Genomic DNA, 7,767 nt, shown 5'->3' on the forward strand with positions numbered 1-7,767 from the left:
TGCTCGGCGTCCGCGCCGTGATCTGCCAGAGCTTCGAGCGCATCCATCGTTCGAACCTGGTCGGCATGGGCGTGCTGCCGCTGACCTTCGAGGACGGCACCTCGTGGTCGTCGCTCGGCCTCAAGGGCGACGAGACCGTCACCATCAAGGGCCTGCAGGGCGATCTCAAGCCGCGGCAGATGCTGGAGGCCGAGATCAAGTCGGCTGCCGGCAAGGTGTCGCGCGTCCCGCTGCTCTGCCGCATCGATACGCTCGATGAGCTGGAGTACTATCGTAACGGCGGCATCCTGCACTACGTGCTGCGCAAGCTCGCCGCCTAAGCGGGCTTCAGCAGCCACAAACGTGGCCAAAAAGCCTCACTGCGAAGTGAGTGGCAGGTGAACGGAAGGCGGCCTATGCAAAGGGCCGCCTTTTCGTTTTCAAGGCACTCCCGAGCGGCGGCGCACAGCCGTCGCCTGCTCCCGGTAAAGGCGACGATGATCCGACTTCCTGGCTTTCCGCGTTGGTCCGGCGCACTCGGCATGTGCGCCCTGATCGCGACGACACATGCGTCCGAGGCCGCTGGTCCGCGCGCGGTCGTCGAGCTGTTCACCTCGCAGGGCTGCTCGTCGTGTCCGCCGGCGGACCGCATTATCGGCGATCTCGCCAAGGACCCGTCGGTGATCGCGCTGAGCCTGCCGATCGATTACTGGGACTATCTGGGCTGGAAGGACACGCTAGCGGACGCCCGCTTCAGCGCGCGCCAGAAAGCCTATTCGCAGATGCGTGGCGACCGCGACGTCTACACCCCGCAGGTGGTCGTCAACGGCGCGGCGCATCTGGTCGGCAGCAACCGCGCCGGCATCGAGGACGCCATCAAGAGCACCGACAAGGGCGTCGGCACCATGACGGTGCCGGTATCGATGGCGGTGAGCGGCAAGGAGATCAAGGTCTCGGTCGCCGCCGCGCCGGCGGGCGCCGCTGCGACGCAGGGCGAGGTCTGGATCTGCGCAGTTTCGAAAGCGGTGCCGATCGCGATCACCCGCGGCGAGAACCGCGGCCGCGAGGTCACGTACCACAATGTCGTCCGCAATCTGCTGAAGGTCGGCGACTGGACCGGCTCGGCCGGGAGCTGGGCGGTGCCGCTGGAAAACATCGCGCACGACGGCATCGATGCGGCCGCGGTCTATGTCCAGGACGGCAGCCGCGACCGGCCCGGCCCGATGCTCGGCGGAGCGTTCACGTCGCTGCACTGACGATGGCGGTGGCTGGCGCGCCACGGCGACGGACTACACAGGGCCCCCAAAAACAAAAAGGACCAACTTGCGTTGGCCCAGTCGGGGGATTTAGCTGCTGCGCAGGCCCGGTCTCGACCGCCTCGGGGGGCTGGGGGCTGAGGAATCCGAAGCCGAAGAGACCGAGCCAACGCAGTGATCGTAAGATCGCAAGCCCGCTGGGCTATCGCTTGGCGAAATTCGGGCGGTAATAAGATTCATCCTAACGAACGTGTGAGCCGGTGTTTCTGGCCGGTCACCTCTGCGGCGGCCGCCCGGCCTCCTGCTTTAAGTCCCCTTGCGGTGCACCCGGGTCGGCGCAATCATGTCACCTCAGTGACAGGAGGCGCCGATGAGCTTGTATTCCGAGGAGGCCGATCCCAGCGAGAGCCGCGCGGCGGAGCGCCAGGGCGTCGCTCCGTTGCAGCCCAGAGTGACGTTCAATCGCCTTGAACTCAATCGCATCCTCAACCTCTACGGCCGGATGGTGGCCGAAGGCGAATGGCGCGACTACGCCATCGATTTCCTCAAGGATCACGCGGTGTTCTCGGTGTTCCGCCGTGCCTCCGAGGTTCCGATCTACCGCATTGTCAAGGATCCACGGCTGGCCCGCAAGCAGGGCGCCTACAGCGTGGTCGGCGCCAGCGGCCAGATCCTCCGCCGCGGCCACGAACTCGACCGCGTCCTGCTGGTGATCGACCGGAAACTGGCGCTGGTGTAACCGGTACGCTCGGTCGGAGAGCGCGAACGGTTCGTGAGACTGCGCCCCAAGCAGTGAGGTCATCGCCCGGCTTGACCGGGCGACCCAGGATCCCAGAGCGTTCGTGTGACTCACTGAGGCTCTGGAATACTGGGCCCTCCGCGTTCGCGGAGGGTGACGGCTGAGAGTGGCGCGGACGCCGCGATCTAAACGCCACTCTGCTCCGGCACGCTCTCCCCGCCGTTGCCCAGCGCGCGCTGCATCATCACGGTGTCGAGCCAGCGGCCGAATTTGAGCCCGACATTGCGGTGGGTGCCGATCAGTTCGAAGCCGGTCTTGCGGTGCACGCCGATCGAGCCCGCGTTGGCGGAATCGCCGATCACCGCGATCATCTGGCGGAAGCCGCGCGTCTCACACTGCGCGATCAGTTCGTTCAGCAGCGCGGTGCCGACTCCGCGGCGCTGCGCCGCCGGCGCCAGATACACCGAGTTCTCGACCGTGAACCGATAGGCCGGCCGCGGGCGATACGGCCCCGCATAAGCGTAGCCGGCGACCGCGCCATCCAGCAGCGCGACCAGATACGGAAAGCTGCCCCCGGTCAGCGTCTCGAACCGCCGCGTCATCTCGGCGAGGTCCGGCGGGATCAGCTCGAACGTGGCCGTGCCGGTGCGGACGGCCTCGTCGTAGATGGCGGTGATAGCGGGCAGGTCGGCGGCGGTGGTCGGGCGGACAAGAAGGTCGGACATGCGAAAATCGGGCTCGGAGCGGATCGCTAATGTTCGCCGTCATACGCGGGCTTGACCCGCGTATCCATCCTCTTCGCACTGCTTGAATGTGGTCTCTTGAGAAGATGGATCGCCGGGTCAAGCCCGGCGATGACGGGCCTTTGCCGTGAGACGTCCTGCGCGAGTTCTTTGGTCTGGACATTCGTCCAAGCCAACAAAAAAGCCCCGGCGCGAGGCCGGGGCTTTCAGCTTCACCGAGGTGAAGGAGTTATTCGCGCTGTCCGAGCAGCTGCAGCAGCAGCGTGAACAGGTTGATGAAGTTCAGGTAGAGCGACAGAGCGCCGGTGATCGCCGCACGCTCGGCGACTTCGCCGCCCTGCGACGCGTAGCCGTAGATGTAGTCGTTCTTCAGGCGCTGCGTATCCCAGGCGGTGAGGCCCGCGAACACCAGCACGCCGACCACCGACACGATGAACTGCAGCATCGACGAAGCGACGAACAGGTTCACCAGGCTGGCGATGATGATGCCGATCAGGCCCATCAACAGGAACGAGCCCATGCCGGTCATGTCACGCTTGGTGGTGTAGCCGTAGAGGCTCAGCGCACCGAACGAGGCGGCGGTGATGAAGAACACCCGCACGATCGAGGTGTGGGTGTACACCAGGAAGATCGACGACAGCGAAATGCCCATCAGCGCCGAGAACGCCCAGAACAGCATCTGTGCGGTCTGCGGCTTCAGCCGGTTGATGCCGAACGAGATGGCGAACACCATCGCCAGCGGGGCGAGGATGAACACCCACTTCAGCGGGCTGACGAACATCGCCACGCCGAACGAGGTCAGCATGGTGTTGCCGACCCGCGCCGCGGCGGCGGTGCTGTCGGTGGTCACGGCGCCCATGTAGACGCCCAGAGCGGCCAGGCCGGTGATGGCCAGGCCGATCGTCATGTAGTTGTAGATGCGCAGCATGTAGGCGCGCAGACCGGCATCCACGGTCGCGCTGTCGACGCGACCGGCGGCCCGGCCGAAGGGAGAGGCGTAGTTACGGTCCAAGTCCGACATGGTCGAGATCCTGAGTTGGTTCGGCCTCGCGAAGGGTGGCGAAAGCCGATGAAAACTATCCCGGACAGTGATGCGCGGCAGACATTAAGTTCGAGTCACCAAAGTCATGCACTCGACCCGTCTGACCGAACTCGGCTTACCGAACCTGGATGACGAATTCAGGTCATCCCATTCAACTCGCCGGCGCGCTGTCCGACCCATTCCGATATGTGGGAAACTAACACAATAGGGGCAAGGGTTTATGCGCGGCTGAATGTCGCTCCGCAGCATCAAGGCCGGGCCCGCCGGCGCGACTTTGGTCGAAATCGCCGCACTTTCCCGCGCCGGTTGGTGCCCGCCGGGTCCCCGGATCGCCGGCCAAGGCGGCCACCCTCGGGGCCCGGCCGCGGTTACAGATTCCTCAGCACGGTGGCGGGTTTCTGGCCAAGCGCCAGCAGGGTCCCGACCAGCCCCAGCCCCACCGTCACCACCAGCGCCGCCGCCACCACCCCGGCGGCCGAGCCGGCCTGCCAGACGAAGCTGAGCGTCATCAATCGTGTGACGATGAGCCACGCGGCAACCGAGCCGGCGATCACGCCGAACACCGCGGTGGCGAGCCCGATCATCATGTATTCGAGCGCGAAGGCGCCGATCAGCCGTCCCCGCGTGGCGCCCAGCGTCTTCAGGATCACGGCGTCATAGACCCGGTGGCGATGGCCGGCCGCCAGCGCGCCGCCGAGCACCAGGATGGCCGAAATCAGCGTGACGGAGCTCGCCCCGCGTACCGCCAGCGCCAGATTGCTGACCACGCCGCCGACCGTCTCCAGCGCTTCCTTGACCCGGACGCTGGTGACCATCGGGAATTTGTCCGCCACCTGCTTGATCAGCGCGGCGTCGCTCTGCGGCGTGCTGCCCGCTTCGGTCAGCGTGGCGATATGCGTATGCGGCGCGCCGCGGAACGTGTTGGGCGAGAACACCAGCACGAAGTTGATGCCGAGGCTCTGCCAGTCGACGCTGCGCAGATTGCTGATCGTCGCGGTGATCTCGCGGCCGAGCACGTTGACCGTGACGGTATCCCCGATCTTCAGGCCGAGCCCGTCGGCCAGCTTCTTGTCGAACGACACCAGCGGCTTGCCGCTGTAGTCCTTCGGCCACCAATGGCCCTGCACCACCTTGGAGCCGGCCGGCAGGTCGGTCGCGTAGGTGAGACCGCGGTCGCTCTGCAGCACCCATTCGGCGTCCTGCGCTGGCTTGAGGTCCTCGGCGCGCACGCCGCGCGCGGCGACGATCCGGCCGCGCAGCATCGGCACGTCTTCGAGCGTCGCGGTCGGGGCGATCTGCTTGAGGAACGAGCCAAAACGGTCGGTCTCGCTCGACGGAATGTCGATGAAGAAGAACGCCGGCGCCTTCTCGGGCAGCGCGGCGGTGAACTGCCGGCGCAGATTGCCGTCGATCTGCGCGATCGTCACCAGCACGGCGAGACCGAGGCCGAGCGACAGCACCACGGAGGGCGTCAGCGCGCCGGGGCGGTGGATGTTGGCGACGGCGAGCCGCAGCATGGTGATGCGCGAGCGCGGCAGCCGGCGCGCAATCGCCATCACGGCGGCGGCGACGCCGCGCAGCAGGGCGAACACCAGCACCGAGGCGACCACGAAGGCGATCGCGACGCGCTTGTCGTAGGCGAGCCCGACCACCACCGCGAGCAGCAGCGCAATCACTGCGCCGATGCCGATGATGTAGCGCAGCTTCGGCCGGTGCCCGTCGGCGGTCGCGGCCTCGCGGAACAGCGTGGCCACCGGCACGTCGCGCACCTGCGCCAATGGCCACAGACCGAACGCCAGCGCGGTGAGCAGGCCGTAGATCAGCGACAGGCCGAGCTCACCCCAGTGCAGCGACGGCACCACCGGCAGCGGCAGCAGCTTGCCGAACAGGCCGACGATGGCGAACGGCAGCGTGGCGCCGAGCGCCAGGCCGATCAGCGAGCCGATCGTCGCCAGCACCAGCACCTGCGTCAGATAGATCGCGAACACGTCGCGGCCGGTGGCGCCGAGCGCCTTGAACGAGGCGATCACTTCGCGGCGGCGGTCGATGTGGCTCTTCACCGCATTGGCGACGCCGACGCCGCCGACCAGCAGCGCCGCGAGTCCGACCAGCGTGAGGAATTGCGTGAAGCGGGTGATGGTGCGTTCGAGCTGGGGCGACGCGTTCCCGCGGCTGCGGATTTCCCAGCCGGCCTGCGGCAGCGCCGCGCGGGTGTCGTCGGCAAAGCGGATCGCCGCCTGATCGTCGGCGCGGTTGTCGGGCAGCCGCACCCGATAGATCCAGCGCACCAGGCTGCCGGGCTGCAGCAATTGCGTCGCCCGCAGCGCATCCTCGCTGATCAGGAAGCGCGGCCCGAAGCCGACATTGCCGGCAAGCTTGTCCGGCTCGGACTCGACCACGCTGCGGATCTGGAAATTGGCGCTGCCGATGCTGACCCGGTCGCCAACCTTCAGCTCAAGCCGCGCCAGCAGCGCCGCATCGGCCGCTGCCCCGAACGCGCCGTCGCGCTCGGCCAGCAGATCGCCCAGCGGCATTGGCGGCGCCAGCTTCAGCTCGCCGAGCATCGGGTAAAGATTGTCGACCGCCTTGATCTCGACCAGCGCCGACTGCCCCGCCGGCGTCCGCGCCATGCCGCGCATCGTCGCCGCAACCGATACCGGCGCGCGGGCGCGGAGGTAATCGAGTTCCTGCGGGGTCGCTTCGCGCTGGATCAGCGAGAACGCGACGTCGCCCCCTAACAGGGTACGCCCCTCGCGGGCCAGCCCCTCGCCGAGACTCGCCGCCACCGAGCCGACCCCGGCGATCGCCATCACGCCGAGCGCGATGCAGGCGATGAAGACGTAGAACCCGTTCAGGCCGCCGCGCATCTCGCGCAGCGCGTAGCGGAATGGCAGCGACAGGTTCGCAGCTGCTGCCACAGGTTTGCCGCAAGACGCCAGCGCCGTCATCGGTCAGGCCGAGCGGGCGCGGGCGGTGCCCGGCTGGGTGGTGTCGATCCGCCCCGAGCGCAGCCGGATCACCCGGTCGCAGCGCTCCGCGAGGCCCGTATCGTGCGTCACCAGCACCAGCGTCATGCCGCGTTCGGCATGCTTGGTGAACAGCATGTCGACGATCTGCCGTCCGGTCGCCTCGTCGAGATTGCCGGTCGGCTCATCCGCCACCAGGATCGCCGGATCCGGCGCCAGCGCCCGCGCCAAAGCGACGCGCTGCTGTTCGCCGCCGGAGAGTTGCGATGGATAGTGATGCAGCCGTTCGCCCAGTCCCACCGAGACAAGTTCGCGCGCCGCGCGCGCTGCGGCATCGCGTTCGCCGGCGAGTTCGAGCGGCACCGCAACGTTTTCCAGCGCCGTCATGGTCGGGATCAGGTGAAAGGACTGGAAGACGATCCCGACCTCGCGGCCGCGGAAGCGCGCCAGCGCGTCTTCGCCGAGGCCATTGAAAGCGGTGCCGTTGACGACCACCTCACCACTGTCGGGCCGCTCCAGCCCGGCCATGACCATCAGCAGGGTGGATTTGCCCGAGCCCGACGGGCCGATCAGACCGATCGCTTCGCCCTGGGCGACGCGGAGGCTGATATCCTTGAGGATGTGCACCCGCGCGGCGCCACTGCCCAGCGACAGATTGACGTTCGAAATGGAGATGGTGTCCGGCCGTTGGCCGGGCCGCGACGAGGGGTCGATGAAGTTGTCCATAAGACTGTCCATGGCTGGTGCATATGGCAATTGTTTCGGTGCGGTCGAGAGGCTTGGCCGCACGTTTGCGTGGGCGATGGTTATCGCGATGTTGTCGTTGATCGGCATGAGGGGCGCGGAGGCGCAGACCCAGCAGCCGCCGCTGAAGGTGGTGGTGCTCGGCGATTCACTCACGGCAGGTTACGGACTGCCCGCAGATGCGGCCTTCCCGGTCAAGCTGCAGAAGGCGCTCGACACCAAGGGCATCCCAACCACCATGATCAACGCCGGCGTCTCGGGCGATACGGCGAGCGGCGGCCTCGAGCGGCTCGACTGG

The 7,767-nt window shown here is 67.2% G+C and carries 6 protein-coding genes and 2 pseudogenes; 4 read left to right on the forward strand and 4 right to left on the reverse strand.

The annotated features are described in order from the left end of the window. From ACOJTD_RS18235 to ACOJTD_RS18245, 3 genes and pseudogenes are all read left to right on the forward strand, one after another. Positions 1-320, forward strand: a pseudogene (locus ACOJTD_RS18235) (aconitate hydratase); the annotation flags it as partial. Between the two features lie 156 nt (positions 321-476). Then, a complete protein-coding gene (locus tag ACOJTD_RS18240; protein ID WP_420134287.1) occupies positions 477-1,235 on the forward strand; it encodes a DUF1223 domain-containing protein in 759 nt (252 codons plus the stop codon). 370 nt (positions 1,236-1,605) lie between these two features. Next, complete coding sequence (locus ACOJTD_RS18245) at positions 1,606-1,974, forward strand: DUF2794 domain-containing protein (RefSeq protein WP_420134288.1); 369 nt, start codon at positions 1,606-1,608, stop codon at positions 1,972-1,974. A 185-nt stretch (positions 1,975-2,159) separates the two neighbouring features. Here ACOJTD_RS18245 and ACOJTD_RS18250 read toward each other — a convergent pair whose 3' ends face one another. From ACOJTD_RS18250 to ACOJTD_RS18265, 4 genes are all read right to left on the reverse strand, one after another. Beyond that, the gene (locus ACOJTD_RS18250) at positions 2,160-2,699 is read right to left on the reverse strand and encodes a GNAT family N-acetyltransferase (RefSeq protein WP_420134289.1); all 540 of its coding nucleotides are present in this window, start codon (positions 2,697-2,699) and stop codon (positions 2,160-2,162) included. Positions 2,700-2,946: 247 nt separating this feature from the next. After that, entirely contained in the window at positions 2,947-3,738 is a 792-nt protein-coding gene (locus ACOJTD_RS18255; RefSeq protein WP_420134290.1) for a Bax inhibitor-1/YccA family protein, read from the reverse strand. 389 nt (positions 3,739-4,127) lie between these two features. Continuing rightward, a complete protein-coding gene (locus ACOJTD_RS18260; protein ID WP_420134291.1) occupies positions 4,128-6,707 on the reverse strand; it encodes an ABC transporter permease in 2,580 nt (859 codons plus the stop codon). A gap of 3 nt (positions 6,708-6,710) precedes the next feature. Continuing rightward, the gene (locus ACOJTD_RS18265) at positions 6,711-7,451 is read right to left on the reverse strand and encodes an ABC transporter ATP-binding protein (protein ID WP_420134292.1); all 741 of its coding nucleotides are present in this window, start codon (positions 7,449-7,451) and stop codon (positions 6,711-6,713) included. An 88-nt stretch (positions 7,452-7,539) separates the two neighbouring features. Here ACOJTD_RS18265 and ACOJTD_RS18270 point away from each other — a divergent pair. Beyond that, a pseudogene (locus ACOJTD_RS18270) lies at positions 7,540-7,767 on the forward strand (arylesterase); the annotation flags it as partial.

It is taken from the genome of Rhodopseudomonas sp. (assembly GCF_048594845.1).
GTDB lineage: Bacteria > Pseudomonadota > Alphaproteobacteria > Rhizobiales > Xanthobacteraceae > Rhodopseudomonas.